The sequence below is a fragment of the Streptomyces coryli genome, assembly GCF_011044975.1.
Classification (GTDB): domain Bacteria; phylum Actinomycetota; class Actinomycetes; order Streptomycetales; family Streptomycetaceae; genus Streptomyces; species Streptomyces coryli.
In genome coordinates, this window is record NZ_JAAKZV010000103.1 from 1 (window position 1) to 26482 (window position 26482).

Below are 26482 nucleotides of genomic sequence, written 5' to 3' on the forward strand. Positions count from 1 at the left end.
GGCCTCGATGTCCCCCGCCACCCCCAGCAGCGCATCCTCCTGGAACCGCCCACCGATCAACTGCACCCCGGACGGCAGCCCATCCGTCACTCCCGTAGGCACCGACACCGCCGGAAAGCCCAGCACCGGTATCGCCTGCAAAGGCCATTGCGCGGCCATGATCTCCCGCATCCGGTCGTCCCCCGCCAGGTCCCCGTCCTGCTCGAACGGCGGCTCCGCCGACACCGGCGTCAGCACCACCCGGTCCCGGCCCAGGTATTGCTGCAGCCGCACGATCAGCGTGCCCCGCCGCGCGTAGCCCTTGATGTACGCGTCCAGCGTGGGCCGCTCCCCCCAGGTCTCCGCCGCGATCCTGAACGACGAGGCCAGCGAGTCCCGCACCCCGGCGTCCCCGAAGGCCTCGATCTCCCCCGACATCGTGCGCAGCTCCTCGTACAGGAGCAGCGACCACAGCCGCGCGGCCTCCCCGAGCAGCGGCAGCTCGACCTCCTCCACCTCATGCCCGGCCTCGGCGAGCCACCCCGCCGCACGGTCCAGCGCGTCGTTCACCACCGGGTGTGGCTTGGCCAGTCCCACGTCCCGTACGAGCGCGACCCGCACCCGCCGCCCCGGCTCCCCCAGCGACGGGCGCACCGGCACGCCCACCGGGTCGCCGAGATCCGGCGTCACCATCGCGTGCAGCCCACGCCGCGCGTCGTCGACGGTCCAGCCGATCGCGCCGTGCACCGCCATCGTCTGGAAGGACAGCGGGGCGTCGAACGCCTCCCCCGCCCCGGGTTCCATGCCCGAGACCAGGCCCACCGTGGGCCGCAGCCCGACGGCGCCACAGCAGTACGCCGGGAAACGCAGCGACCCACCGATGTCGTTGCCCTGCGCTATCGGCACCATCCCGGCCGCGACCGCCGCGGCGGCGCCGCCCGAAGAGCCGCCCGGAGTGTGCCCGCTGTGCCAGGGGTTGAGGGTGGTGCCGTGCAGGTCATTGCCGGTGAACCAGCGCGCCCCGAAGGCCGGGCTGTTGCTGCGCCCCAGGAACGTCGCGCCGGCCGCGCGCAGGCCCCCGACGCACGCCGCGTCGTCGGGCGCGACCACATCGGCCCACGCCACCACCCCATGCGAGCTGGGGTGCCCGCGCAGCGCCGTATTGATCTTGGTAGCCACCGGAACGCCCAGCAGCGGTGGCAGCTCACCCCCGCCGGCGACCGCCTCGTCCGCGGCCGCCGCCTGCGCGAGCGCTTCCTCCGCCCGCACGTCCACCAGCGCATTGACCGCCTGATTGGTCACGTCGATGCGCTCAAGGAAGGCCCGGGCGACCTCGGCCGCGGACCAGGACTTCTCCCGTATCCCCGCGGTCAGTTCGCCGGCGCTGCGCTCCCACAGCGGTGTCTCGGTCATCATCGTCTCCGTCCCGGTCAGGTGGTGTGGTCACTTCGAGGTGCCGCCGAGATACGCCGCCCACGGCATCCCCGCATACGCGAAGGACGCCGGCGCGCCGCTGATGCGCTTGTTCATGAACATCCGCTCGTGCGTGGTGGCCAGGAAGACCGCCGGGGTGGTGGTCGTGAAGATCGCCTGCGCCTTGGCGTACGCCTGCGCCGAAGCGGCCGGATCGGAGGCGGTACGGGCCTCGTCGAGGTGCCGGGTCACGGCGTCGTTCCGGTAGTTGGTCCAGTTGAAGATGCCGCCCGGGACGACGCTCTCCGCCACATACGACGCCGGGTCGGGCATGGCGACATACCCGAAGGTCAGCACCAGATCCAGCCCCTTCCGGATGGCCGGGTCGTAGAAGAGCGAGGACATCTCGGTCGGCTGCAGCTGCCGGATCTTGATCTCCACCCCCAGCTTCTTCGCCGCCGCCTGGATGAACGTCATCGCCTGCAGCCCGCGCTGATCGCCGGCGGGTATCGCCGCCGTCAGCGGACGCCCCACCGGACCCGCCTTCTTCAGCAGCTTCTTCGCTCGCGCCAGATCCGGCTTCGGTACGGCGGGCAGCTTCTCGTACGCCGAGTCATAGGTGGCCGCCGCCGGGTCGCCGCGCCAGGTGAGCGGCGGGACGAGCGACTTCAGCGTGGTGCCGTCGCCGCCGAAGACGTTCTTGATCAGCGCGTCGCGGTCGATGACTTGCGACAGCGCGTCGAGGAGCCGGCGGTCGGCGGCGGGCGACTTGGCGTGCCCGGGTATCAGCAGCACATTCTGCGTCGAAGGGCCGAGGTGAATGGCCCCCTTCGCCGACTTGCCGAGCGCCTTCGCACTGCTCGGCGGCAGCTCGTACGTGCCGTCCACCTCACCCGACAGCAGCGCACCGGTGAGCGTGTCGCTGTTGGTGATGAACTTGAAGGCGATGCGCGCCGCCTTCGGCTTCAGCTCCGGGTCCCAATAGGCGTCATTGCGCTCCAGGTTGAGCCCGGCTCCGGACTTCCACGAGCCCAGCTTGTACGGACCGGTGCACATCAGCCCGCCCTTGGCGGTGCCGTAAGCAGCACCGGCCTTTTTCACGTACGCGGCCTTGCTCACCGCGCCGACCGAGGAGGACAGCGCCTTCGGCAGGGTCTGGTCGTGCCCCTTGGTGCGCAACGTCACCTGATGCGGACCGGTGGCCTTGATCGTCGTCACGCCGGCGAAGAGCTGCCCGTACAGGCCCTGGGTCTTGGGGTCGCGATGCCGCTCCAGGCTGTGGACCACATCCTGGGCGGTCATCGGTGAGCCGTCCCAGAACTTCACGTCCGGGCGCAGCTCGAGCACCAGCGCCCGGTCGCCTTCCCAGGAGACCTTCTTCGCGAGCCCCGGCCGGAGGGAGAAGTCCGGGTTCATGCGGGTGAGCGTGTCGCAGAGGTTCGCCTCGACCGTCTGGGGCGAGTAATCGCCGACCTTCGCCGGGTCCAGGGTGGTCGGCTCCCCGTAAGGAAGCGCCCAGGTCACCCGGTCCACGGCAGACTTGCCGGGGCCGGTGGTGGAGGTCAGACGGGTCGGCCCGGACGAGCCTCCGCCGCCGTCCGCGGCGTCGGTACACGCGGCTGTGACCAGCAGGACGACCGCGCCAACGAGCGCGGTGAGCAGCTGTTTTCTAGCAGGCATGACAGACGCTCCCGTCATAAAGCAACGTCATATAACACTGTTGCATCTCACGCTTGCATCTGCTGAGCTGAACCGTCAAGGCCTGTGCGTAACCGCCCGGTTAACCGGACCGGGCCCCACCCCAAGGAGCGCGAAGATGCCCGACAGCCCCACCTCCTCCTTCACCCCCGCCCTCGATTTCGCCTTCGAGATCCGCGCCCGCATCGCCGATTCGCTGCACGTCGGCCATGGCGACGGCGAGGTCACCGAGTTCACCCCCATCACCGGCGGCAGCGTCGAAGGCCCGCTGCTCAACGGCAAAGTGCTGCCCGGCGGCGGCGACTGGAGCAGCACCCGCGGCGAGGTCTGCGAGCTCGACGCCCGCTACCTCATCGAGGCCGACGACGGCGCCGTGATCGACATCGTCAACCGCGGCTTCTACCGCCCCAAGGCGGACAGCCCCGACCAGCACGACGGCGACCTGAAAGTCTCCGAGGCCGGCCACTACTACCGCACCTCACCGGTCTTCCGCACCGACGCCCCCGCCCACCGCTGGCTCGCCGGCACGGTCTTCGTCGGCCTCGCCCGGCCGGAGGGTGAGGATGTGGTGGCGATACGGATGTACGCGGTGCGCTGACCGCAGCTCAGGACAGCGCCCGCCACGCGCGGTTGAGCGACTCCCGGAAGGCACCGGCAGAATCAGCCGCTCCCTGCGGTTGGCGGGGTTGGGCTCGCGGCGGACTCAGGCCGCGATTCATCGGCTCCGGCGGAGGTGGATGACGCGCTGCGGGGCACCCCGTCCGGAAAGGTCATCAAGCAGGCGCTGCGCGCCATCCCCGTAATGCACCTGGGCCGCACGGACTGCCTCGAGAAGCTGCTGTCTCTGATAGACGCACAGCACGGGTGGGACCGGTCGCCCGGTCCCACCCGTCAAGCTCCTCCGCGGAGCAGGCGTTCGTGGGGGGGGTGCTGCGGATCGTGGAGACTTGGCCGAATCAGCGGCTCAGCTGACCGGTGCCTAGCTCCAGATCGGGTCATCCTCCGGGACCGCCTTCGACGGCGGCGCCTTCCAGATCGGGTCCGCAGAGACCTTCGTCGGCGTCGAGGTCCAGATCGGGTCACTGGGGACCACTGCGGCGAGCGTGCCCAGAGCGAAGGCTCCCGCACCGAGACCAATCGCCAGCTTTCGTATCACAGTCCGTCGCTTATTCATCGAGACCACCCATCTCTCCAGCTACTACCTGCGTACTTCATACCCGCCACCCGTCGACAGAATGATAGTTTGCCGCGATCCGACAGCGACAGAGTGCCGCAGGTCGGCAGGGAGATACTCAACAGTGACCACGGACCACAGGCATCCCGTATGGGAACTCTGCGAAGCGGGCAAACGACTCTATTCCCAGGCGCTGCTGGACGATGGACTGGCACGCGACGAATCGGACGTTGACGCTCTCGCCCCCTGCCTGCTGGAGTACGCCCTGCTCGTCCCGGACGAGGACGAGCCCGGCACCCTGCGCCCGGCGATGCCCAGAATCGCGCTGCATCGGCACCTGCGGGACCTCGAGAACAGCATTGCCGTGCAGCACCGGCACATCGGCGAACTGGCCGACAGCTTCTCCCCGTTCCTGCGGATGGCCACCTCGAGGCTGGGCGACTCCGTCATCCTGCTCGAAGGCAAGAGGCGGATCGACGAATCGATCGATGCGGCCATGCGGACCGGCAGCGGCGAAATGCTGACCATGCAGCCGCAGAGCCGCCGCACCCAGCAGGACTCGGCCACCGGCATTGCCCGCATGAGCGATTTTCTGACCCGAGGCAGCCGCATACGCACGATCTATACGCACCCGACCCGCGATGACCCGGTCATCCACGACCTCCAGGACCACTTCCGCGCCGGCGGCAGGGTGGAAGTCCGTACCGTCGACGAGGTGATCGACCGCATCATCATTGTCGGCACCGAAGTGGCCTTCGTGCCGGGCAATCCGGAGCGTACGAGTGCCCTGGAGATCCGCCACCCCGCATTGATCATGCTGCTGCGCTCCGCCTTCGACCGCCTGTGGCGCTACGGCCGGCCGTACTACGACCCGCTGGAGACGGCACACGAGAAGGTCAGCGACATCCAGCTCCGCATCGCCCGCCTCATGGTCTTCGAGGGCCTGCAGGACAAGGACATCGCCGCCCACGTCGGCGTGACGGTCCGTACCGTCGCCAAGCACTTCGCCGCGCTCGCCGACGCCCTGGGCACCACGAATCGCGGGCAGATGGGCTACATGCTCGCCAAGGCCGGACTACTGGACCCGGTGGACGAACCCGAGCGGTGAGCCGACGGGCCCTCAAAACGCCTGCGGCGGTGCCGTCGTGGGTGGCATCACGACGGCACCGCCGGCCTGGCGCCCTTGGCGGCGGTCCCCGGGGGGATCGCCGTCAGGCGCTGTGGGGGGTGAAATTGGTCTCCAGGTCGCGCGCGGCGCCGAGCTTGACGAAGATGACGCCCGCTCGTACGGCGCACTCGACTTCGCGGTCCGGGCGGCGGCGGTGATACGCGCGCAGCTCGCCCTCGCCGACACCTTCACGCACGATGGCGATGTGCCAGCCGCCGATGACCACCGTCATGGAGTCACCAGGAGCGGCCAGCGACGAAGCCAGATCGACGTGGTGCCAGTCAGAACGCATCTTCCGTCCGTCCTTGCCTTTGCCGTCGACCTCGCCTGTGGTGCGGCGGTGCCGTCGTGGGTTGCGTCACGACGGCACCGCCAAAAGAGCCCGGGGCGACCGGGGGAACCGCCCCTGCCTAAGGAAAAGACTGGCCCATCAGCACGCGCAGCGCCAGCAGTTCTGCAGAATTCATGAAAATGACCTGCGCGTAAATGCGGCGAACAAGTCGTAGCAGACATAGGGGAGTTACTACCCCAAGTTCAACGGCTCGGCTGCGCACAAGCCTGTCTGTACTGCAGGTTCGTCTCCGGGACGCGCCCGTCCACCCCGGCACACCACCCCGCCGCGAGCACCCGACGTGGCCAACCGCACACAGCCGGGTCATGAAGATGAACCCCGCGTGGTGCTCCGCGCACCCACCCGTGAGCAACGCCACCCCGCCCGGCATCGAGCGCGTGTTCGCGCGCCACTACGATCCTGGTTCGTGGACGCCAACGATCGAATCCGGGCCAGTTTCGGGCGAGTTGAACTCAGAGCTGACCATGTCGCGAAATATTTCTATGCCCATCTGTTCGCGGCCAATCCGGGCGTCCGCTCGCTCTTCCCCGCGGACATGACCGAGCAGCGCGACCGGCTCTTCGCCGCGCTCACCGCTGTCGTGCAGCGCCTGGACGACCCGGACCTGCCCGGGTATCTCAAGGCGCTCGGGCGCGATCACCGCAAGTTCGCCGCCGAGCCCGCGCATTACGAGGCGGTGGGGCAGAGCCTCATCGCCGCGCTGCGCTTCGCCTCGCCGATGACGTGGGACGCGGAGACGGAGGCGGCCTGGCTGGGCGCGTACAAGGTGCTCGCGGAGGCGATGCTCAGCGGCGCGGAGGAGGCCGACCGGGAGCAGGCGCCGCGCTGGTGGGACTGCCGGGTGCTGGCGCACAGCCGCCCGGCGCGGGGCGTGGCGGTGCTGACGCTGGCGCCGGGCGGTCATTTCCCGTTCCGCGCCGGGCAGTTCGTGAGCGTGGCCTCGGAGCGGCTGCCGCACGTCTGGCGGCCGTACTCCCTCGCTGCCGCGCCCCGCGCCGACAACACCCTGGAACTGCACGTCAGCCGGGTCGACGGCGGCCTGCTCAGCCCCGTACTCACCGACGAGGTCCGGGAGGGGGACATCCTCCGCCTCGGCCCGGCCACCGGCATGATGACGCTGCGGGAGCCGGTACGGAACGCCGCCCTGGTGGCGGCGGGGACCGGCTGGGCCCCGGTTCGGGCGCTGCTCGAGGAACTGACCCACCGCCCCCCGGTCGAGACCCGCGCCTTCCTGGTCGCCCGCGCCACCGGCGAGGTCTACGACGACCGCACGATCCGCGGCATCGGCGAGGTCTACCCCTGGCTCAACCTCCAGGTCCTGTCCCGCGCCGAACGCCTGCCGGACGCCCTCTCCGCCTACGCGGGCTGGGAACACCAGGACGCCTACGTCAGCGGCCCACCCGGCTTCATCTCCTACGCGACAGACCTCCTGGCAGGCACCGGCGTCCCACCCGGCCGCATAAGACACGACCCCGTCCCCCTACCGCAAAGAACCCCACGCGGCGTCGGCCACGCCCAGTGGTTCCTCGACCCGCGCCAGCCGCAATGGATCAATCCCGCGGACCGCTGACCGTCAGCACGGTCCTTTACGGTGCCGGGTCCTTCGCGCTCCAGGTCAGCAGGACGAAGAGGTCCTTCATGGCGTTATTCTCCGCATAGAGACTGAAACTTCCCACTGGCTCGGGCAGATCGCCCCATGCCCGCTTCCCGGGAATGGCCGGGTCGGCGCGCAGAGCGCCCCGCAGCAGGCCGTTCAGTTCCGGGCGGCCGGTCAGCTTCACCGCCCCGGTCTTCTTGTCCTCCTCGTCATTGGGGTTCTCCCTGTCCCACGCACGGTCAGCCAGCACCAGCTGCTGTTCCGCCCCGGCCGGTCGGGCGACCAGTGCCACGCTGGTGAGCCCGGCCGGCCCGGACCCCGCGAAGAACGGGTAGTGCTCCGCGCGCAGCGGCAGCTTCAGCTCGGCCCTCGGCCGCTGTTGCGAACTCCCGTTGCCGGCCTTGCTGCCGACGAACCGCGCCCAGGCGGTCGGGAACTCGTGCCGCACCGAGAGCAGCCGTACCGAGCCCGCTGCGGTCCCCTCGGCGAGCAGGTCCCGCAGGTGGGCGCCGGCCCGGTCGCGCAGCGCCTGACCGCCCTCCCTGGCGGTGTAGCGCACGTGCAGGATGATGTCGGTGATGGTGTCGTAGTCGAAGGGCCGGGGTCCATCCGGCAGTTCGAGCTGCCATTCGCTGACCACGCCGCGGTACTCGAACGGCAGCAGCCGCCCGTCCCCCGCGCCGGGGTCGAACAGGCCGCTGTCGTTGTTCCCGGTACTGGTCACCACCGCCTCGGTGGCGCCGAGCTGATCCTCGAACCGGTCCTCGCCGTCGGCGACCGGCGCGTACTCGCCGTCCTTGAGGAGTGGGCTGGTCCGCACCCGGCTGCGCAGGAGCCTGACGGTGCACGCCACGCCGGTGTACGGGCCGGTGACGCACGGAACGCTGAGCGACACCGACCTGATCCGGCGGAAGTAGTGGCCCGGAGTGTCGAGGTCGAGCAGTTCCTCGGGGACGGTGAAGGTGCAGCGGCCGGTCGCCCGTAGCGCCACCAGCGCCCATGGGTCCGCCTGGAGCAGGCTGATGTGCTTGGTGAGCTCGTATTCGCGGCGGTTGAGATCGAGCTGGGCGATTTCCATGCGGCGAATGTCGAGGTGCAGTTTCTCGCCTGCGAGCAGCCCTTCCGGGCCGGCCAGGTAGCTCGGCCGGACGAATGTCAGGCCCGGATTGCCGAGTTCGTTGCGCAGCGCGCGTTCGGCTTTACGGGCGGTGTCGAGGGCCAGCTCGTAGCACTGGTTGTACAGCCCGCGGACCTCGCGCCGGAGCAGCGCGTAGTAGGCCGTGGTGGTGGTCCTCCCGGCGGGCTTCTCGCCGGCGAGGAAGGTCTCGATCTCTTTCGCCTTGGCGATCTGCTTGTCGTGGTTCTGGACCTCGCGCTGGGCCATGAACTCGCGGATCTGCGAGGCGCGCAGCTGTTTGTTGAGCTGCGTGATGTCGCCTGCGGCAGAGTTGCTCTGGAATGCCCAGTCCTGTTCCCGTCGCACGTATCCGCCTACCTTGGCCGCCCGTGCCGCCTCATGCGTGACCCGGGATGCCACCCCCCTGGCCGCACCTGCCAGCCCGGACAATAGCCCCGAAAGATTCGTGCCACCAAAAGTCACCCCGGCACCGACACCGACCGGCTTGCCGTCGGCGGACAGCATCGGGAACAGGCTCAGGATGCCCCCGTATGTCTCAAGCCCTGCCGCCACGTCCTGCAGTATCTGGGAGTATTCGAGGAAGTCCAGCTCCTTCGCCTCGTACGAGCTGATCTTCGCGCCCGCCGCCGGCCCTCCACCCGCCGGAATCGCGGACTCGGCGATGTCCACGGCTATCGTGCGCGGACCGACCGCCGGCTCCGTCCCGGTGAAACTCCCGCCGTCCATAGACGCACTGTCGAGTTCACCGACGTCCTCGAAAGTGATCTCGCTTTCGGACCGACCCAACAGCCGCTCGTAATAGGCGTACCGAGTGCGGGCGATGACTAGCGATATCCCCAACGCCTCCCGGTTCTTGACGGCTTCCTGCCACTGGGCGTAACGGACGCTCTTCGCGAGTTCCAGTGCCGCCGTCTCGTGCCGGGCGCGCAGTGCCGCGAGTGCCTCGCCGTCCTGTTTCTCCACCGCGGAGAGCAACGCGCCACCGAGGCTCTTGACCTCCTGGCACAGTTCGCCCGCCTTGGCGACGAGGACCCCGAACCGGACCAGCGGCGCCGGCTGGTTCACCCCGGCGACGACCGCCGCCACGTCCACCCCCGCCGCGGTGGCACGGGCGAGGAGCGCGGGGTCGATGGGCGGGTCGAACGTGGGGAGCTGGCGGAAGGCGCCGGCCAGGCTCAGGCTGTTGCGGATTTTGAAGAGCCGGTCGGCGACCGTGTCCCAGTAGCCGATCACCTTGTCGTTGCGCGGCACGCAGAAGTACAGGGTCTGGCCGAGCGCACCGAAGCGTAACGGCCCGCCGTCGGCCGGTGCGGAGGCGGCGCCCGGCGGGGACAGATCGAAGGGGATCGAGGTCTCCAGCTTCACCAGGGCGTTGGAGAACGGGTCGAGCCGGTTCTTCTTCAGCGTCGCGTAGGTCTGGGTGGCAGTGGTGCCCTTCGTCGGCACGGCCTGGGGGCGCGGGCCGAGGAGGTTCGCGGCGAGTATGTACAGCTGGGTGGCCTCGGCCACCGACTCCCCGGTGTCCTGCGCGAAGAGGGCGTCGCCCCAGGCGACCAGGTTGTCCAGGTAGGCCATGAGCGTGTAGATCATGTACGCGGACGGGCGCAGCCGGGCGACGAGATGCGGGCGGAACGGGTCGCGCTGCCAGGCGGTGATGCTGTTCATGGTCTGTTCGCGCAGCTCGGGAACCGCCTCGCTGGACAGGTTGGTGAGCAGGTCCTCGATGCTGTCGACGTCGGTCGTGCGGAAGGGGGCCGTCTTCCAGAACCGTTCGGGTGTCGCGCCGGACTCCTCCGTAGTCGGGTCGAAGACGTGGTGGAACCACCGCTGCGCTTCGGCGTACCGGCCATTGCGGCTGAGATGCACCGCGATGGTCACCGGAATGTGGAAGAAGAGCTCCCAGTTGTAGACCGCGTAGGCGCCGCCAGGGGTGAAATCCAGTTCGGCGACCGGCCAGGAACGCTTCGGCACGAGCTCGGTCGGCTGATAGGCGCCGCTGTCGCTGAACAACTCCCGGTACAGCTTGGGCCGCGGTCTGCCGCCGGGCAGGTTCGCCGGGGGCACGGCGGGCTCGGTGTCGGCGTCCTGCAGCCCCTGCACCGAGCCGGCGATCAGCCGTTCCAGCAGCTCGGGTGCGTACGGGTGGAAATTCGGGCTGAAGGTGTAGGACAGGCTGGTCTCCGTCCAACGCCGGATCTCTTTCAGGTCGGAACTGACATGACGTCCCGGGTCTATTGGGTCAGCCATCACGGAGGCCCTTCATCGCTTTCGGACGCCGCCGGCGCCCACCGCGACCTTGCCGATGGTCAGCACGCCGTCGGGTACCGCGGTCCAGTCGGGTGATCGGGAGAGGGAGAACGTCGCGCTCGCGTCGATCGGGTCGGCCGCCGCCGGCACGCGGGTGCCCGTCGTCAGCGTCAACTGCTTCGTCGGCCGGGCCGCTTCCACGGCGATGGTTCCGGCCTGTTCCGCGGGATCGATGGCCAGGGTTCTGGCTACGCCGAACGACCCCTGGTATTCGACGAAGCTGCGCTGGGTCAGGGCCGGCAGCCCGAACAGCGACTCCCGTTCGCCGGCGCAGAAGAACGGTTTGAGCAGATACGACGTGAAGGTGTCGGGGCTCATCGGCAGGTTCGGCGCGTCGGCGAGGCCCGGCAGCCTGACCGACACCGGGTTCTGCTGGCTGATCACGTTGAACTGATGCCGCTGTTTGAAGATCCGGTCCGACGCCGCCTTGATGCCGATCTGGGCGAGCAGCGTCGGGGCGATGTCGGGGCCGAGGCCGGTGCCGTCGCTGAAGACCGCACTGCGGTAGGACGGGTCGGCCGTGAAGAGCTGATTGCCCTCGATGACCTCGGGCCGGCCGTTCCGCGAGACGAATCGCACCCGGGCCCACGGCACGCCGGGCATGGCACCCACCATGTTGATGGTGACGGAGCTTTCGTCGGCCTCCTTGGTCACGTACAGCGCCAGCTGAGCGGGGTCGAGGCGGATGCTGTTCGGTCCGGTGATGGTGAGCGGATCGCTGGACGCGCGGGGCGACCACTGTCCGGACACGAGTTCCGTCCAGTGCAGTTGCACGTCGACCGTGGTGAGCGGCTGCGGCGCGGGCTTCAGTTTGGCCTGGTCCTCCAGGCTGCCGGTGCCGCCGGCGGCTTTGCCCGTCTCCAGCGGGGTGATCCAGAAGATGTGGAGACGGCCGCGGTACATCACCGCGCCGACGTGGTCGCCGTCGATCTGGGTGGCGACCGGCTCCCAGGGGGTCCATTCGCTCCGGCTGCGACGGCGGTAGTAGTAGGCGCGAGGCGCGTTGTGGTCGCGGCCGATGACGTGCAGGACGTTGCGCTCCGGTGCGTCGGGGTCCTGCTCACCCCAGACACTGACGGCCTCCAGCCGGGCGATCGCGGTGAGCCCGCGCAGGTAGGTGGCGAAGGCGTCCTCGGCGAGCTGGTCGGTGACGTCGCCCTGCAGCAGCGCGCCGATGAGCTCCGTGAACAGGTGGGTCTGGTCGTCACGCAGCTCGGGGACGAGCCAGTTCTCCGGGAACAGGAAGATCTTCCGGTTGGCCTCCCAGACCCGGTACCGCTTCTTCCATTCCCACTGCTCGGCGTCGATCGCGGTGGGCGGGACTCCTGCGTCTCGCTCCAGGTTCAAAGTGCTGCGCTGGACGAACAGCTGGACCGCGGCAATCGCCTGGCGGATTCTGGTGGTCCGCACGACCGGCTCGGTCGCCGGGTCGAGGAGCAGCACCTCGTAGAGCTCTTCGACCCGGTCCAGTTTCAGGACCTGCAGCAGGTGGGCGACGAGCGCGTCCCTGCGGCGCCGGCGCAGCGGATCGTTGACCGCGCGGGCCACCGAGCGCCAGCCGTCCAGGTCGTAGCGGGCCCGGACGGCGTCCCGCAGGCTGCGGGCGGTCGCCGCGTCCGGGGCCGGCGTGGCCGCGCCGATCGTTGCCGCCGCACCGATTCCCAGGCGTTCGACCAGCACCAGGGCATCCCACAACCGCCGTAGCCCGCGCTCGTCGGTGAAGCTCAGCGCGGCGCTGCCGTTGGCGGGCGGTCCGATGCGGAAGCCGCCGTCGACGGGCGTGACACCCACGCCGAGTCGTAGCGCGGATCTGACCGAGTCGACCGTCGCCCGCTCGCGTCGGGTCACTGCCGCTACCTGCGCGCAAAGGTCGTCCAGCGCCCGTTCGGCTGCCTGTGCGGCGGTCGCCGCGACCGTGTTGGGCACGGTGCGGTGGGCCAGCTCGAATACGTTGATCAACTCGTCGGCGCCACCCGCCATGTCCGCACGCAGCCCGACGTACCCGATCAGCGTGCGCAGCGCCGGGAAGGAGCCGGCGGCGACAGCGGTGCTGACCGGGGAGGTGGGCAGGCCGGTGAGGTCGAAGGCGCCGAAGTTGTCCGGGTGGCGGCGGATGTGCCGCAGCTCCCGTTCGGTCAGGGCGAGCCGCTGCAGCAGGAGCAGGGACTTGGTCAGCCGCGTGTGGGCGCTGACAAAGGCCTGGAGGCGAGCCGCGGGACGCAGGATGAGCCGGCCGAGTCGGCCGCGAGGGAGTGTGGCTCCCTCCACCTGGACGGACATAACGCCGCTGAGCGCTCTGCGGCCCCCGCCTACGCGGGCGCCCGTGGCGGTCAGCGTGAAGCGGTACAGGACGCCGGATTTCAGGTCGGCGGTGAACTGGCGGGGTGCCGCGGGCGGGTCCACGCCGACGGCCTGCAGGACGGGGTCCGTGGCAGGACCGAGCCGGACCTCACCGAGATCCCCGGCGCCCGCGACGGACAGGTCGAAGACGTACGAACCCGTCTCGGGAACCTCCAGATACCCGTCCAGGACGATGCGCGCCGCCCCCGCGATGCCTGCGGTGGTGGCGTCCTGACCGGCATCCGCTGGAACCCGCACCGGACCGCCGCCGCCGTCGGCTGCGCTGACCGACAGACCGCCCTCCTCCACCTCGGCGAAGACGTCCGCGAGTGGGCGGCGGGTCCCCCCGGTCGGCTCGGCCAGCAGCACCGGGTCGGTGATCAGCCCTTCGACGAGGGCGGGTTCGAGGCCGGCAGCCTGTGGTGCGACGGCCCTGCTGATGGCCGTGACGACGAGTCGTTGCCGCGCGGCCGCGATGATTCTCGGCATGGTCGTGCCGGCGAAGTAGGCGCGACGGCCGGTCTCATACGTCTGCAGCGCCTGGGCCCGCGCCGCCGGATCCGCGCCATCGGGGTCGGGCGGCGGCTTGAACAGCGGTCCTACGTCCTCCGGGCGGATCAGCCGGCCGAGTGGCTGCAGATCCTGCTCCTTCCGTTGGACGATCTGGGCGAGCAGCTTGCCGAGGAGGGTGTCCGCGGCCGCGCCCGCGGCAGTGATACGGGCGATCCGCTCGGGCACCGGCACTCCGCGGTAGCTCACCTGCTGGGTGCCGGCGCCGCCGGCGCCCGGCGCGAAGGTGATGGTGAGCTCCGGGAAGCCCTTGAAGGGCGCCGGGTCGATCTGCTCCGCCGCGGGCACGGCCGTCTTGGCCGCCGTATAGCTCATCTGCCGCTGCCACATCGCGGTCACCTGCGCGGCGAGCTCCGGAGGCAGTACCAGGCCCAGCTCACGGGCCACCACGTCATCGGTCAGGGACGCCGCGTCCGCGGGAGCGGTGTGCTCGGCCGCCAGCCTGCGCAGCTCGTCGGCGATCTCGGCCGCCAGCCGCAGCACCGCCGCCTCGTCCAGCCGGTAGGGCCCGACCGCGTCGAAGGAGTGCCGCAGCAGATAGCCGAGGTCCGCGGGTGTCATCGAGACGGCCCGCAGCTCGTCGACGGCGTCGAGGAAGGCCAGGGTGCCGGCGAGCGGATAATCCACGGCGACCCCCTGCGCACCGCCGGGAAGCGGCAGCGTCGCGCGGGGCTTCGAGCCGGCCGCCGGCTGGTCGTACAGGGCGTGGAACGGGTCGATGCCGGTCAGCTCGCGCAGTTCGATCAGTTCCCGGACCGGCAGCCGCAGCGCGCGGGCGAGCAGGGCGTGCCGGAACAGCACCGAGACGGTGTCGAGCGTCAGCAGCGCCACGTCGGGGTCACGGCCCACCGACCGCAGTACGGCATCGACATCTGCCGCTGTCATGCCGAGCGCCGCCTCCACTGCCGGGCGGTGTGAGGCAAGGCTCGTCTTGGTGCCTTCCGAGAGGAAGTCGCCGGTCGGATGGTCGAACACCGGATCCGGGGTGCCGGTCCGCGGCGACAGGAACAGCCGGGCGTACGTCGATTCCCGGCCGGCCGTCGGCACGGGCTCCCAGAGGGCGAGCAGGTCGGCCCGCCGGTTGGCCGCGACACCCAGCCGGTCCGCGATCTCCGTCGTGTGCGCCAGGTAGATCAGCGCGGTACGCAGCGCCGCGCCGAATCCGGTCGGGAGGGACTGGCCCGCGCCGGGGAGCAGGCTGCCCGACCCGCCGGGCAGCAGGGTCCGAAGGTTCACGTCCAGGGTATTCAGGGGCCGGCCGAGCCGGCGCCACAGCCGTACCAGGACAATCATGCGCAGGAACACCGCGTCCAGGGTGCTGTCGGCTGCCTCCTTGTCCGGGGCTGGTTCCGCGGTTCCGATCAGGCGCAGCCGGGTGCGTTCGAAGCTGCTTCCGGGATCGCTGTCGCTGAGCACCAGGACACCGGCGAACCGCCCCTTCACCCAGGCGTCCTCGAGCCACAGGGCGGCGTCGAAGTCGTCCCGGTCGTGCCGCTCGGTGGCCGCGGTGAGCCGGGCCGTGAAGGCGTCCCGCTCGGTCGGGGTGAACGGTGCCACGCCGGGTGCGCCTTTGAAGCGCAGGACGTCGAACGGCTCGACGCCGATCGTGCGCAGCGCCGCGATCGTCTCCAGATTCGGATTGACGAACCAGGTGCGTACGAGGTTGACCAACTCGACGTAGCTCACCCCGAGACGGCGGGCGAGCGTCTTCGCATTACGCAGTGCGGTCCGGGCAGCGCCCGCGTCCGCGTAGCCGTACAGCCGATACCAGGCAGCGTGCTCACCTTCGTCGGTGAGGCACGCGATGTCGGCAGGGGACAGCCCCAGCTGCTCGAAGAACACCGAGGCGCGACGGTACGGCGGCTCCATCGCCGGCACGGGGTCCGGTGCGAGCAGCTCGTCCGTACGACGGAAGGTGTCCAGCAGACCGGACAGGTCGGTGTCCGCCCGTCCGAGGTAGCCCCGTACGGTCTCCAGCCAGAGGTCGAACGGTGCCGTGGGCGGATACCGGTCCGTCGACAGTTTGTTGTAGGCCAGGGGCTCGACGTACTGCGGTTCGGCGACGAGGTCGGCCGTGGTGGCGGGTCCCGTGTCGCGGACCGCTTTGGCGTCCAGCGCGCCGTGCACCACCCGGTATTCCATGATCTCGTTGGCGAGGTCGATGAGCGGGAGCGCGGTATTCGTGTTCTCGCACGACAGCGGCAGGTGCTCGAGATCAGGGCGGCGTTTCAGGAGCGCGTCGAGGGGCCGGACGCCGGCTCGCTGCGCGTCGAGGAAGTGCAGCAGGTCCACCAGGTAGGCGGCGGGGCTGAGCACGGAGCGGCAGTGCTCGCAGGCGCAGAAGTCCTGCTCACCGATCAGCTCCTCGACCGTGGGGTATTTCCCCTTCAGCGACCGGACGACTTCGCCCCTGCGGGCCGCCGTCGGCGACGCTCCGTACAGCGACGGCTGGCCGGCAGCCTGTGCGGCACCGAAGAACGTGTAGGAGGTCGCGGCCACCTGGTCGACTCTGCGCAGCACCACTTGGAGCTCGCCGGGCCGGACGAACTCGTGGCCGTAGAGTGCGATGAATTCGCGCTTGCCGAGCTGGAAGATGTCGTGCGCCGAGGAAATGCCGTGCCGGGCCAGGACGGCGAGCGCCTCGTTGGACGGGGTGACCTGGTAGAGGCGTTGCAGGCGCTCGAGCTCGCCCAGGGTGGCCGTCGCGGTCCGCCGGTCGAGTCCGTCGGTCAACTCCGCGCCATGGGTGCGCAGATACGGTCCGAGCGGTGTCGACGCGAACGAGAACCCGCGCCGCTCCGCCCTGCCGATGGCGGCCGAGACCTGCTCGGCGACGGGTTCTCCTTCGGGACCGAGCGGAATCTCCCGCGTGCCCACCATCCGGCCGACGACCGTGGTCGGGAAGCTCACCCGCACCTGCCGGGCCAGGTCCTGCGCGTAGGCGTCCGCCGCGTCCCTGCCGGACATCCGCGGGCCGCGGAAGGCCGGCGGCACCAGGTCCCGCAGGCGTGCGTCGAAGCCGGGGTCCGCCGGATCGCCGCCGGCGAGCTCGTCGAGGCGCGACCGCCATTGCTCCGGCTTGTGCAGGTCCGCTTGGACCAGGGGCCGCAGGCCCGCGGTGCTGGGGTCGCCACCGCCGCGCAGCACGTCGCGTTCGATCAGCTGGGACAGCTGGAGATGGTGGCCGGTGAGGGCCGCGAGCTTGCCCTGGGTCTGCAGCCGGTTGATCTGCCGCTCATCGATTCCGGCCCGCTTCGCCGCCGCCCACAGCCGCGCCGGGTCCCCGGCGTATTCGGCTACGACACGGTCGAAGGCATCCCGCTTGGGGCGCGGCTCGCCGGGCCGCACGGAGCCGTCGAGTTCGGCCGCGTCCAGGAATTCGCCGTACGTGGAGAGGCCGCCGCTCGGCCGCCGGTCCAGGCGGGTGCGCGTGGCGAAGGCGACAAAGGTGTCGGTGGCGGCGCGGATGGCGTCGTCGGACAGATCGACGACGCCGTCGTCACGCGCCCGGGTCAGGGCCGTACGGACCGCGTCGGCGCCGGCCGCGGCGAGGTCGTCCGGGCCGGTCGGCAGTCCGTAGCGGACCAGGGCGTAGGTCGTCGAGTGTTCCAGGCCGGATATCTCGGCGAGATGGGCGGCGATGCCGCCGAGGGCGAGTAATCGGGCATCCCACCCGGTGGCCCGGCCGGCGGCGGCGAGCGGGTCCGACCCGTCGATCGGCGTATCGCCGTTCCCACCACCGGTCACGACGCGGGTCAGGGGGCCGAACCCGCCGATCGCCCGCTCGACATCAGCACTGAGCCGGGCGAACTCCGGCTCCGGTGCGGGGGCGACGGCGGCCGGCACGACGAGGTTCAGCACCTCGTGGCGTGCGCCGACGAACTTCGGTGCGCTGATCGGAATCCGGCGCCGTCGGGAGGAGTCGGCGAGGCGTAACTCCAGGGTGGCGCCGACGGCATCGGCACCATCAAGCGGTGGATATTCCATCCGGTAGAAGCCGTCGCTGTCGCTGACGGCATCCGCGACCTGCCGGACATTCCCGCCGGCAGTCCGGCGGAACAGCTCCACGGCCACGTCCGCCGCCGGCGCCCCGCGCTCCGTGAGCAGCCGCCCTTCGACCCGGGGCAACGGATAGGCGAGCAGCAGCAAGGCGTCGGCGATCGCCGCCCGCGTCTCGTCATCGACGACGGCGGACACCGCAATCCCGGCAGAGACCTGCACCTGCCGCACAGCAGCCGCAGTCCCCACCCCGAACACAGCCTCATCGACCTCTGCCCGGGGCACAGCGACCCCGAGCCGAACCAAATCCTCGTGCAGACGCCGAACCTCGTCGCCGCGGCTGTTGAGCCGGATATCAGAATTTGGCATAGCCGACTTCCTTAGTCAGGGTGTGCCCCAGTCCAGCGCGGGAAGCGAGCGGAACGTGCGCACGGGCGCCCAGACGCCCCTCGCCGAGGTTCCGGCCGAAGGACCAGGCTCCACTCTGCTCACTCAGCACGCCGGCGATCGACTCGGCGTCCAGATCCACCAATTGGCAGGGAGGTGCATCCAGTCCGAAAGGTAGATTGGCGACGCTCGCCGCATCCATTTCGTGCCCCTCGTCCCCGAACTGCGCCGGGCTGTAGATGAGTTCCAGCACAGGCATCGACTCCGAGGCATAGCCGCCGACCCCGTCGCGGCGGTGCCCCGTCGTCGTCACCGATTCCAGCACCGCACCCGACGGGTCCCCGGGCCGGAGGCTGCCGTTGACGGCCCGACCGCCGCGACAGGTCAGGGCCAGCGAGCACACCAGGCAGTCCGTGCCGGCCCCCGGCTCCTCCGCGGAGTGATGGAACATCAGGATCCGTTGGCAGAGCCGGTAGGACCGCACTTCAAAGCCGGCCCGGTAGGCGGAGAACGGATCGTTGCGGCAAGACCACGGCAGTCCGTCCGCCGGGTCACGCTCCGGCGGCGGATCAGCCGGCCGGCTCACCTTGTTGCCGTACCGCACGGACCTCGGATAGCGCTGCGCCGTGCGTCCCGCGTCCGGCCGGTCACGTTCATGTGCCGCTGTCCGGTCGTCGTCCGTCGCGTAGCGGTAGACGATGGCGTCGGGATCGGTGGGGTCGGCGATCCGGGACTCGCGGTCCTTCCCGTAGACAGTGGTGATGTTGTCGCGGGCCCACCGTTCGATCCTCGCGAACAGACCCTCGATGCGTGGCCGGTAGCACGTGACGAGGTACGCGGTCCCGTCGACCATCCGGTTCCGGCGCTCCGGAAGGTCGTCGCCCCCGAGGACGGGTACGAGGTCCTCGGCGGAGGACAGCACGAATACGTCGGACTCATGGGCGTCGTCGTATGTCGGCATGCCCTTGTCGGTCTTACGGGTGACCAGGGCCAGTGAGGGACCGAAGCCGGATCGTCCCGGGGTCATGGGGAGCGGAATCGTCGCCGAGAACTCCTCCCCGATACCGCGCACCGCGCCACGGCCCTTGGGGAGCGTGATGGCCCGAGGCATCCGGGCGACGCCGGCGGCGTCAGCCGGCCCTGCCTCCCGGTCGGCCGCCCGTAACGCGGGGCGGTCGGAAGCCGCGGCACCTGGGGCCTGCGCACCTCCCGTGGAGACGCTGCCGCCGCTCCGCCCCGGCACGCCGCGGCCTAGCCTGGACGCGTAATCGAACGGCGGGGTACCAGGGACGGGCTGTCTGGTTCTCCCCGTGATTTCGTCATGACGCCGCCTCCCCCGCATCGGCGATGCCGAGCTTGAGGAGAGTATGGCGCCATAACTCAGCTCGAGCCCCGCCCGGTGCGGCATTTATCTTGGAAAGCCTGCATTTCAGGCCACTCTCGAAGATGATGGCCAAGCTCCTGTTGAGACACCAGTTGCCCAGTTTTAGGCGTCTCCCCTGGCCGGCACCAGCGCCGCCACGCACTCCACGTGATGTGTCATCGGGAAGAGATCAAAGGCTCGCAGCCACTTCACCGCGTAGCCCTCCTCCTTGAAGTACGCCAAGTCCCTCGCCAGTGCCGCCGGGTCGCATGCCACGTACGCGAGGCGGCGTGGGCCCAGGGCCGCCAGCTGCCGTACCGTCTCCCGGCCCGCGCCCGCGCGCGGCGGGTCCAGGACGATCAGGTCGGCTTCCGTGATGCCCGTCCTGGGGAGCACCCGCTCCACCTTGCCGTGCTCGATACGGACCCGGTGCAGGTCCCCGAGGTTGTGGCGGGCGTCCTCGGCCGCGCGCTTCGAGGACTCGATGCCGAGCACCGCGCCCTGGTCGCCGACGCGTTCCGCGAGCGGGGCCGTGAAGAGGCCGACGCCGCAGTACAGGTCGAGGGCCATGTCGCCCTTCTTGGGCATCAGGGCCGTCATCACGGCTTCCGTGAGCACCTCGGGCGCCTTCGGGTGGACCTGCCAGAAGCCGCCGCCGCCGACGCGGTACGTACGCTCCGAGACCCGCTCGCGGACGAACGGGCGGCCGTGCACGCGGTGCACGCTGCCGTCGCGCTCGTGGATCCGCAGCACCGAGACCGGGCGGTCCAGCTCGACGATCGGCAGCCGCTCCCCCGGCTTGGGGGTCAGGACCACTTGGCGGTCCGCCGAGCCCATCGCCGCGATGGCCTCCACCGTGTCCACGCCCGGCCAGTCGCGGTGCTCCACCCCCAGCTCCGAGACCTCCGTCGCCGCGATGAGGCAGTGGTCGATCGGCTGCACCTCGTGCGAGCGGTGCTTGCGCAGGCCCGCGCGGCCCTCGGCGTCGATCGCGTACGTCACCCGGGTGCGCCACGGCGGCACCACGCCCGCCGGGAGCTTGTCGCCTGGCGCCGGCTCGACCGTGCCGTCCCAGCCCACGTCCTCGGGCGTGAGGCCCGCGAGCCGCTGCAGCTGCTCGGCGATCACCTCGCCCTTCATGCGGCGCTGCGCGCCGGGCTTGGCGTGCTGCCAGTCGCAGCCGCCGCACTTGCCCGGGCCCGCGAACGGGCACGGGGCCTCGACCCGGTCCTTGGAAGGCGACAGCACCTCCACCGCGTCCGCGCGCAGGAAGCGGGAGTCCGACTCCCCCTCCGTCACCCGCGCGACCACCCGCTCGCCGGGGAGCGTGTGGCGCACGAAGAGCACCCGCCCCTCGTCATTGCGCGCGATGCAGTGACCACCGTGCGCGACCGGGCCGACCTCGACCTCGTACTCCGTCCCCACCAGGGACGTCTTGCTGCTTCCGGCCTCGGATCCGGCTTGTGCTGACACCGCGCCAGCCTACTTCTTCGGCGCGCTCTTCTCGCCCTTGGCCGGCTTCGCCGGGGCCGCAGGACCGCGCCGCACCGAGCCGGGCGCGTTCCACTCGGCCCGCTTGCGGGCGCGGATCTTGGCGCGCTCGGAGGACTCCAGCTGATACGGGACGGACGTCACCATCACACCGGGGGTGAACAGCAGCCGCGCCTTCAGCCGGAAGGCGGACTGGTTGTGCAGCACGTGCTCGTACCAGCGGCCGACCACGTACTCCGGGATGTAGACGCTCACCACATCCCGCGGGCTCTCCCGGCGCAGGCCCTTCACGTAATCGATGAAGGGGCGGGTGATCTCGCGGTACGGGGAGTCGAGCACCGTCAGCGGCACGTCGATGCCCCGCTCCATCCAGTCCCGCTGCAGCGCCTTCGTCTCGTGCAGGTCGACATTGATGCTGACGGCCTCCAGCGTGTCGGAGCGCATCAGCTTCGCGTACGACAGGGCCCGCAGCGTCGGCCGGTGGATCTTGGAGACCAGGACGATGGAGTGCACCCGGGCCGGGCGGATGACGTCGTCGCCCTTCTCGTCCGCGATCGCGAGCTCCTCGGAGACGCGGTCGTAGTGGCGGCGGATGCCGGTCATCATCGCGTAGAAGACGACCATGCCGAGCACCGCGACGTAGGCGCCGTGGGTGAACTTCGTGAGCAGCACGACCACCAGCACCAGGCCGGTGAAGAAGGCGCCGAAGGCGTTGATCGCCCGGGAGCGGATCATGCGGCGGCGGGCCGCCGGGTCGGTCTCGCTGCGCAGGTGGCGGTTCCAGTGCCGGACCATGCCGGTCTGGCTGAGGGTGAAGGAGACGAAGACGCCGACGATGTAGAGCTGGATCAGCTTCGTGGAGTCGGCCTTGTAGAAGTACACCAGCACGGCCGCGAAGACCGCGAGCAGCACGACGCCGTTGGAGAAGGCGAGGCGGTCGCCGCGGGTGTGCAGCTGGCGCGGCAGGTAGCGGTCCTGGGCGAGGATCGAGCCGAGCACCGGGAAGCCGTTGTACGCGGTGTTGGCCGCGAGGAAGAGGACCAGCGCGGTGGCGGCGGCCAGGATGACGAAGCCGATCGAGCCCTCGCCGAAGACGGCGGCGGTGACCTGGGCGATCACCGGGTCCTGGTGGTAGGAGCCACCGGCCGGCTCGCCGTTGATCAGGATGTCCTTGGCGGGGTTTTCGGCCATTTTCACGTCGGTGGCCATCGCGAGGCCGATGATGCCGCAGAACATCGTCACCGCGAGGCCGCCCATGAGGGCCAGCGTGGAGGCGGCGTTCTTCGACTTCGGCTTGCGGAAGGCGGGCACGCCGTTGGAGATCGCCTCGACGCCGGTCAGCGCCGCACAGCCGGAGGAGAAGGCCCGTAGCAGCAGGAAGACCAGCGCGAAGCCGGTGAGGTCGGAGTGCTCGGCGACGACCTCGTACGCGGCGCTGGGCGCGCGCATCTCGTCGTCGAGGACCATGGCCTTGAACATCCCGATGACGATCGTGGCGAGCACGCCGACCACGAAGACGTAGGTCGGGATCGCGAAGATCTTGCCCGACTCCTTCACGCCCCGCAGATTCATCATCGTCAGCAGCGTGATGATGGCGAGCGCCACACCGATCTTGTTCTCGGAGACGAACGGGATCGCCGAGCCGAGGTTCTCCACGCCCGAGGAGACCGAGACGGCCACCGTGAGGACGTAGTCGACCAGCAGCGCGGCCGCCACCGTGCGCCCGGCGCGCGGCCCGAGGTTGGTGTTGGCCACCTCATAGTCGCCGCCGCCCGAGGGGTAGGCGTGCACGTTCTGGCGGTACGACGCCACCACGGTGAACATCAGCACCACGACCGCGACCGCGATCCAGGGGCTGAAGTGGTAGGCCGAGAAGCCCGCGACCGACAGGACCATCAGCACTTCGCCGGGCGCGTACGCCACGGAGGAGAGCGGGTCGGAAGCGAAAACGGGGAGCGCAATGCGCTTGGGGAGAAGCGTTTCGCCGAGGCGATCGCTGCGCAGCGCCTCGCCGATCAGTATCCGCTTCGGGAGGTCGGTCAGTTTGGACACGGGGCGATCGTATTCCGACAAGTGCCCTCACTGGAAACACACCCGCTCGTGTGACCATTCGTGCATCAGGTCGTTATCGGCCGCGCCCGGCGCGCACCCGGGGTGCCGCAGGGCCGTCCGGGTGTGTAGCTTGAGCGGACAAGCATGGATGGCCTGGAGGGACGGGCGTGCACATCGTCATCATGGGCTGCGGCCGGGTCGGGTCGACCCTGGCGCGGACCCTGGAGCAGCAAGGCCACACGGTCGCGGTAATTGACCGGGATCCGACCGCCTTCCGCCGGCTCGGGTCGTCCTTCGGCGGCCGCCGGGTGACCGGCATCGGCTTCGACCAGGACACCCTGAAGGAAGCCGGGATCGAGGAGGCAGGCGCCTTCGCGGCCGTCTCTTCAGGCGATAACTCCAACATCATCGCGGCCCGGGTGGCGCGTGAGATGTTCAACGTCAAGAACGTCGCCGCGCGCATCTACGACCCCCGCCGCGCCGAGGTCTACCAGCGGCTCGGCATCCCGACGGTGGCCACCGTCCGCTGGACCGCGGACCAGATGCTGCGGCGGCTGCTGCCGTCCGGCGCGGAGCCGCTGTGGCGCGACCCCAGCGGCCGGGTGGAGCTCGCCGAGGTGCACCCGTCGCCGTCCTGGATCGGGCACCGGGTGGCCGAGCTCCAGGAGGAGACCGGGGTGCGCGTGGCCTTCATCACCCGCCAGGGCGAGGCCATCCTGCCGACCTCGAAGACGGTGCTGCAGGAGGGCGACCTCGTGCATGTGATGATGCGGAGCGACGAGGTCGATCAGGTCGAGGCGACCTTCGCCAAGGGCCCCGAGGAGGCACAGCGATGAGGGTCGCGATTGCGGGAGCAGGCGCTGTCGGCCGCTCCATCGCGGGCGAGCTGCTGGAGAACGGCCACGAGGTTCTCCTCATCGACAAGACCCCGGCGGCGATCTCGGTCGAGCGGGTGCCGCGCGCCGAGTGGCTGCTGGCGGACGCGTGCGAGATCACGTCGCTGGACGAGGCGGCGCTGCAGCGGTGCAACGTCGTCATCGCGGCGACCGGCGACGACAAGGTCAACCTGGTCGTTTCGCTGCTGGCGAAGACCGAGTACGGGGTGCCGCGGGTGGTCGCCCGCGTGAACAACCCCCGTAACGAATGGCTCTACAACGAGGCCTGGGGCGTCGATGTCGCCGTATCGACTCCGCGCCTGATGTCGGCGCTGGTCGAGGAGGCCGTGAGCGTCGGCGATCTGGTGCGGCTGCTGCGCTTCAGCCACGGCGACGCGAACCTGGTGGAGCTCACCCTCCCCGAGGAGTCCGCGCTGACCGGCACGCTGGTCGGGGACGTCTCCTGGCCGGAGGACACCTCGCTGGTGACGATCATCCGCGGCAGCCGGGTGCTGACGCCGAAGGGCGAGGACACCCTGGAGGCCGGGGACGAGCTGCTGTTCGTCGCGGCCCAGGCGCGGGAGGAGCAGCTCGAGGAGCTGCTCTCCGTGCGCCGCGAGGCCGACGTCTAAGAGCAAGAACGCCTAGAGCTGCCGCTCCTTCTCGGCGGCAGCCTTCTCCTCCGCCTCCATCTCCGCGATGACGTCGATGGGGGCGGGGGCCTTGGCCAGGAAGATCCAGGTCAGGTAGACGCACAGCAGGAACGGCGGGACGCCGAGGGCGACCTTGATCCAGCCGAGCTGCGTGACGTCGCCCCACCAGTAGATCGGGAAGAGGATCGCCGACTTCCCCAGCAGGATCAGACCCCAGGCCCAAGTGGCCTTCGTGTACGCCTTGAAGCGGCCGGGGTTACGGGTCCGCCAGGAGAGGTTCTCCTTGAGGATCGGGCCGAGCAGCACCCCGATCAGCGGGAAGCGGAAGATCGCGGACAGGATGTACGCGAACGACAGGCCCAGCGTGTAGAGCATGCCGGGCAGGTAGAAGTCCTTCGCGTTGCCGGACATCATCGCGAAGACCGCGCCGAAGGCCACGCCGAAGACGCCGCTGAAGGCGTGCTTGAGGGTGTCCCGCTGGGCCAGCCGGATCAGCGCCAGGGCCAGCGTCAGGCCGAGCGAGATGAGCGCGGCGAACTGGATGTCCCGCTTGATCGTGTAGAGCACGACGAAGACCAGCCCTGGCACGGTCGTGTCGATCATGCCGCGGACCCCGCCGAACGCCTCCAGCAGCGCGGTCTTCGCCGCCGCCTGGCCCTCCGGCGTATCCGTCTCCTGACTTGCCTCGAGCCCCCGCCCTGATTCCTGCTCGGCGGAAGGCTGCTTGTCGAGGGACGTCACCCGCTACTCCTGTCCGGTGGGTCGCAGTTCGTACTTCGGGTTGAACAGCACGCGCCTGCCGTGGCTCATCGCGATCCGTCCGGAGGCGCTCATCCGCCGCCCCGGCTCGATGCCGGCGATGGAGCGGCGGCCGAGCCAGACGACATCGAGCGAGTCGGTGCCGTCGAAGAGCTCCGCCTGCAGCGCCGGGGTGCCGGCCCGCGGCTGCATGCGCACGGTGCGCAGCACCCCGCTGACCCGGACGATCTGCCGGTCCTGGCAGTACCGGATCTCGGTGGTGGCGCCGCCTTCGTCGGCCGGCTCCTGAGGCAGCGTGTCGCCGTCCTCCTGCGCACCGGAGGCGGCGATGCGGTCGAGGAACTTGCGGAAACGGCCCGTACTCATGCGGGCAGGGTACCCGTTCCCGGTGACGGAACGACGGTCGCTGTCACGGCTCGAAGCGGTAGCCCATGCCCGGCTCGGTGACGAAGTGCCGCGGGTGCGCCGGATCGGCCTCCAGCTTGCGGCGCAGCTGGGCCATGTAGACCCGCAGATAGTTCGTCTCCGTGCCGTACGACGGGCCCCAGACCTCCTTGAGCAGCTGCTTCTGGCCGACCAGCCGGCCGGAATTGCGTACCAGAACCTCCAGAAAATGCCACTCGGTGGGGGTGAGGCGCACGTCGTGGCCGTCCCGCTGCACCTTCTTCGCGGCGAGGTCGACGGTGAAGGTCTCGGTCTTGACGGTGGCTACATCGCCGCCCTCGGAGGCCGCGGGCTCGGCCCGGCGGACGGCGGCGCGCAGCCGGGCGAGCAGCTCGTCCATGCCGAAGGGCTTGGTGACGTAGTCGTCGGCGCCGGCGTCCAGGGCCTCGACCTTCTCGTCGGAGGAGTGCCGGGCGGACAGCACCAGGATCGGCACCCGGGTCCAGCCGCGGATGCCGCGGATGACGTCCACGCCGTCCATGTCGGGCAGGCCGAGGTCGAGGATGACGACGTCGGGGTGGCGGTCGGCGGCGAGCTGGAGGGCGGTGGCGCCGTCGTGGGCGGCGTCGACCTCGTACTTGCGCGCCTTGAGGTTGATGACGAGGGCGCGCACGATCTGCGGCTCGTCGTCGACCACCAGGACCCGGTGCATGGCACCTGCCTTTCTTGCGGATAAGGGCGGGGTTACGGGACGGGGCTTACGTCGTGGCCTGGGCCGGGAGG

The 26482-nt window shown here is 70.1% G+C and carries 16 protein-coding genes; 5 read left to right on the top strand and 11 right to left on the bottom strand.

Annotated elements, in window-relative coordinates; genetic code table 11:
* On the bottom strand, positions 1-1392 hold a 1392-nt coding region (locus tag G5C51_RS22255; protein ID WP_165239925.1), incomplete at its 3' end, for an amidase.
* Positions 1393-1422: 30 nt separating this feature from the next.
* Complete coding sequence (locus G5C51_RS22260; protein WP_165239926.1) at positions 1423-3072, bottom strand: ABC transporter substrate-binding protein; 1650 nt, start codon at positions 3070-3072, stop codon at positions 1423-1425.
* A gap of 136 nt (positions 3073-3208) precedes the next feature.
* On the opposite strand from G5C51_RS22260, the gene G5C51_RS22265 reads away from it, so the two are divergent.
* Both G5C51_RS22265 and G5C51_RS22270 read left to right on the top strand, forming a co-directional pair.
* Positions 3209-3688 carry a DUF3237 domain-containing protein gene (locus G5C51_RS22265; RefSeq protein WP_165239927.1) on the top strand — a complete coding sequence of 160 codons (480 nt, stop codon included), beginning with the start codon at positions 3209-3211 and terminating at the stop codon, positions 3686-3688.
* A 700-nt stretch (positions 3689-4388) separates the two neighbouring features.
* Positions 4389-5372, top strand: a complete 984-nt coding sequence (locus G5C51_RS22270) for a helix-turn-helix domain-containing protein (protein ID WP_165239928.1) — start codon at positions 4389-4391, stop codon at positions 5370-5372.
* 103 nt (positions 5373-5475) lie between these two features.
* Here the strand turns inward: G5C51_RS22270 and G5C51_RS22275 are convergent, their stop codons facing one another.
* The gene (locus tag G5C51_RS22275) at positions 5476-5724 is read right to left on the bottom strand and encodes a (2Fe-2S)-binding protein (protein ID WP_165239929.1); all 249 of its coding nucleotides are present in this window, start codon (positions 5722-5724) and stop codon (positions 5476-5478) included.
* A 466-nt stretch (positions 5725-6190) separates the two neighbouring features.
* Here G5C51_RS22275 and G5C51_RS22280 point away from each other — a divergent pair, with 466 nt between their 5' ends.
* The gene (locus G5C51_RS22280; RefSeq protein ID WP_338118256.1) at positions 6191-7354 is read left to right on the top strand and encodes a globin domain-containing protein; all 1164 of its coding nucleotides are present in this window, start codon (positions 6191-6193) and stop codon (positions 7352-7354) included.
* A gap of 16 nt (positions 7355-7370) precedes the next feature.
* Here G5C51_RS22280 and G5C51_RS22285 read toward each other — a convergent pair whose 3' ends face one another.
* From G5C51_RS22285 to G5C51_RS22305, 5 genes are all read right to left on the bottom strand, one after another.
* Entirely contained in the window at positions 7371-10766 is a 3396-nt protein-coding gene (locus tag G5C51_RS22285) for a Tc toxin subunit A-related protein (RefSeq protein ID WP_165239930.1), read from the bottom strand.
* A gap of 12 nt (positions 10767-10778) precedes the next feature.
* A complete protein-coding gene (locus G5C51_RS22290) occupies positions 10779-18104 on the bottom strand; it encodes a neuraminidase-like domain-containing protein (RefSeq protein WP_165239931.1) in 7326 nt (2441 codons plus the stop codon).
* Positions 18091-19530: a SpvB/TcaC N-terminal domain-containing protein gene (locus G5C51_RS22295; RefSeq protein ID WP_338118257.1), complete on the bottom strand. Its 1440-nt coding sequence runs from the start codon at positions 19528-19530 to the stop codon at positions 18091-18093. Before G5C51_RS22295 ends, G5C51_RS22290 begins: the two co-directional genes overlap by 14 nt.
* A gap of 78 nt (positions 19531-19608) precedes the next feature.
* Positions 19609-20958, bottom strand: coding sequence for a TRAM domain-containing protein (locus G5C51_RS22300; RefSeq protein ID WP_165239933.1), 1350 nt, complete (start codon positions 20956-20958; stop codon positions 19609-19611).
* A gap of 9 nt (positions 20959-20967) precedes the next feature.
* The gene (locus G5C51_RS22305; RefSeq protein WP_165239934.1) at positions 20968-23028 is read right to left on the bottom strand and encodes an amino acid permease; all 2061 of its coding nucleotides are present in this window, start codon (positions 23026-23028) and stop codon (positions 20968-20970) included.
* Between the two features lie 167 nt (positions 23029-23195).
* Between G5C51_RS22305 and G5C51_RS22310 the strand changes: the two genes are divergently transcribed.
* Together G5C51_RS22310 and G5C51_RS22315 are read left to right on the top strand one after the other, a co-directional pair.
* A complete protein-coding gene (locus G5C51_RS22310) occupies positions 23196-23864 on the top strand; it encodes an NAD-binding protein (protein ID WP_165239935.1) in 669 nt (222 codons plus the stop codon).
* Positions 23861-24535 carry a potassium channel family protein gene (locus G5C51_RS22315; protein ID WP_165239936.1) on the top strand — a complete coding sequence of 225 codons (675 nt, stop codon included), beginning with the start codon at positions 23861-23863 and terminating at the stop codon, positions 24533-24535. The genes G5C51_RS22310 and G5C51_RS22315 overlap by 4 nt, the downstream gene beginning before the upstream one ends.
* Positions 24536-24547: 12 nt before the next feature.
* Here G5C51_RS22315 and G5C51_RS22320 read toward each other — a convergent pair whose 3' ends face one another.
* From G5C51_RS22320 to G5C51_RS22330, 3 genes are read right to left on the bottom strand one after another with little or no spacing between them, the layout of a single operon-like run.
* Positions 24548-25297, bottom strand: coding sequence for a DUF3159 domain-containing protein (locus G5C51_RS22320; protein WP_165239937.1), 750 nt, complete (start codon positions 25295-25297; stop codon positions 24548-24550).
* Positions 25298-25300: 3 nt separating this feature from the next.
* The gene (locus G5C51_RS22325) at positions 25301-25681 is read right to left on the bottom strand and encodes an OB-fold nucleic acid binding domain-containing protein (RefSeq protein WP_165239938.1); all 381 of its coding nucleotides are present in this window, start codon (positions 25679-25681) and stop codon (positions 25301-25303) included.
* Positions 25682-25724: 43 nt separating this feature from the next.
* On the bottom strand, positions 25725-26411 hold the full coding sequence (locus tag G5C51_RS22330; protein WP_165239939.1) for a response regulator: 687 nt from the start codon (positions 26409-26411) through the stop codon (positions 25725-25727).
* Positions 26412-26482: the final 71 nt, after the last annotated feature.

Bases quoted from the DNA above. Each gene is read 5' to 3' on its own strand.
- G5C51_RS22260 (WP_165239926.1), bottom strand. From the start codon at position 3,072: ATGCCTGCTAGAAAACAGCTGCTCACCGCGCTCGTTGGCGCGGTCGTC.
- G5C51_RS22265 (WP_165239927.1), top strand. From the start codon at position 3,209: ATGCCCGACAGCCCCACCTCCTCCTTCACCCCCGCCCTCGATTTCGCC.
- G5C51_RS22275 (WP_165239929.1), bottom strand. From the start codon at position 5,724: ATGCGTTCTGACTGGCACCACGTCGATCTGGCTTCGTCGCTGGCCGCT.
- G5C51_RS22285 (WP_165239930.1), bottom strand. From the start codon at position 10,766: ATGGCTGACCCAATAGACCCGGGACGTCATGTCAGTTCCGACCTGAAA.
- G5C51_RS22290 (WP_165239931.1), bottom strand. From the start codon at position 18,104: ATGCCAAATTCTGATATCCGGCTCAACAGCCGCGGCGACGAGGTTCGG.
- G5C51_RS22295 (WP_338118257.1), bottom strand. From the start codon at position 19,530: ATGCCGCACCGGGCGGGGCTCGAGCTGAGTTATGGCGCCATACTCTCC.
- G5C51_RS22315 (WP_165239936.1), top strand. From the start codon at position 23,861: ATGAGGGTCGCGATTGCGGGAGCAGGCGCTGTCGGCCGCTCCATCGCG.
- G5C51_RS22325 (WP_165239938.1), bottom strand. From the start codon at position 25,681: ATGAGTACGGGCCGTTTCCGCAAGTTCCTCGACCGCATCGCCGCCTCC.
- G5C51_RS22330 (WP_165239939.1), bottom strand. From the start codon at position 26,411: ATGCACCGGGTCCTGGTGGTCGACGACGAGCCGCAGATCGTGCGCGCC.